Genomic DNA, 1,612 nt, shown 5'->3' on the forward strand with positions numbered 1-1,612 from the left:
CTCAGCAGGATACCTCGCGACGCAACCAGGTCGAGCTTCTTCAGAACTACCCGAACCCGTTCAATCCGGCGACGACGATCCCGTTCCGCCTGAGCGAGAGCTTGTTCCGCAATGGCCGGGGTCCGGTAGTGAGCATCAGGATATACAACGTGCTCGCCCAGCTTGTGGCGGTTCCGTCGTTGCAGGCCTCCGGCCAGCGACTGGACGCCGTTGAGTTGGAGTGCCGAGAGTTGCGCAACGGTTTCTGCGAGTTCTCCGCCTACTGGGATGGGAAGTACGTGAACACCGCCCGCGAAGCCGCGTCCGGCGTCTACGTCTACCAGCTGATCGTGAACGGACGGCGAACGTCGAGGCGGATGATCGTGATGAAGTAGCTGCGAGAGTACGGAGGATTGCCCAGCGCGCCGGCCCCTGTGGCCGGCGCGTCGCGTTAGGGGCCCGTGCGAGCCCTTGACACGTCGCCGGGTTCGGGGCTAGCTGTCTCCATCATCCCAAGGCTGGTCTGGTGGAAGACTGGGTGGCCGAGCTGCAGCAAGGCAGGCCGGAACCCGCGTGGGATCTATTCCTCGCCCGTTATCGCCGCATCGTCTTCGCGGCCATCCGCCACTACGCCCAGGACTACGATGACGTGATGGACGTCTTCGCGCGGGTCTGCGACGCCCTGCGCGAGGACGACCTCCGGCGGCTGCGGGCCTGGGCCGACCAGACCACCCACCGCGCCCGCTTCTCCACCTGGCTGGTCACCGTCGTTCGCAACCTCACCGTTGACTGGTTTCGGCATCGCGATGGCCGGCGTCGCTTGTCGGTGTCGCGGAGGGCCTGCCGCCGCTCCGGCGCCGCATCTTCGAGCACGTCTTTCTGGATCGCCGCAGCCACGTCGAGGCTTATGAGCTGATTCGCGCGAGCGAGCAGCCCGGCCTGTCGTTTCGCGTTTTTCTCGGAGAGCTTCGCGCCACGTACCGGGCGGTGACCCAGGGGCGCCGCGGCGCTCTGCTGCGCGATGCCGGCGCGGGGCTGGAAGGGGAGCGGGAGGCGCACGCCACGGCTGAAGGTCACGCGGAGGAGGAGGCCGAGCTGCGCCAAGTGCTCGAGTCGGCGCTCGGGTCGCTCGCTCCCGAGGATCGCGTAGCGGTCGAGCTGTACGTGTTGGAGGAGTTGCCAGCCGCCGACATCGCCCGGATGCTGGGATTCCCGAACGCCAAGGCCGTCTACAACCGGGTGTACCGTGCGCTGGACGCGCTGCGCTCCGAGCTCGAGCGCGCCGGCATCAGGCGGGAGGACCTGTGAGCAATCCGCGCGGTTCCGGTCGTCCCATTGTGGTGGCTTCGCAGCGATGCGGGCCGGAGGAAACTGCCACGTGAACCGCCCGGAGGACCTGGACCTGCTCAAGGACGCCCTGTTGGCCCGCCCCCGCGCCGAGACCCCGACGCCGGAATGCCTCGACGACGAAACCGTTGCCGCGTTCGCCGAAGGCGCGCTCGACGGGTCGGCGCGGCGGGCAGTGCTGCCGCACCTGGCCGAGTGCTCGCAGTGCAGGGGCGCGGTGGCGTCGGTGGCCCGGGCACTTGCCGATTCGGCGATGGCCCGCGAGGTCGCCGCGGTCGAGGGCGGA

General features: G+C 68.6%; 4 protein-coding genes. All 4 read left to right on the forward strand.

Translation table 11 applies throughout. From position 1 onward, the window contains the following. A partial coding sequence (locus Q8Q85_02605) for a hypothetical protein (GenBank protein ID MDP3773133.1) occupies positions 1–374 on the forward strand: 374 nt, incomplete at its 5' end. Positions 375–517: 143 nt separating this feature from the next. Further along, complete coding sequence (locus tag Q8Q85_02610) at positions 518–895, forward strand: hypothetical protein (protein MDP3773134.1); 378 nt, start codon at positions 518–520, stop codon at positions 893–895. A 71-nt stretch (positions 896–966) separates the two neighbouring features. After that, positions 967–1,287 carry a sigma factor-like helix-turn-helix DNA-binding protein gene (locus Q8Q85_02615; protein ID MDP3773135.1) on the forward strand — a complete coding sequence of 107 codons (321 nt, stop codon included), beginning with the start codon at positions 967–969 and terminating at the stop codon, positions 1,285–1,287. A gap of 70 nt (positions 1,288–1,357) precedes the next feature. Continuing rightward, the coding region (locus Q8Q85_02620) for a zf-HC2 domain-containing protein (protein MDP3773136.1) at positions 1,358–1,612 on the forward strand (255 nt) is incomplete at its 3' end.

Source organism: Gemmatimonadales bacterium, assembly GCA_030697825.1.
GTDB lineage: Bacteria > Gemmatimonadota > Gemmatimonadetes > Gemmatimonadales > JACORV01 > JACORV01.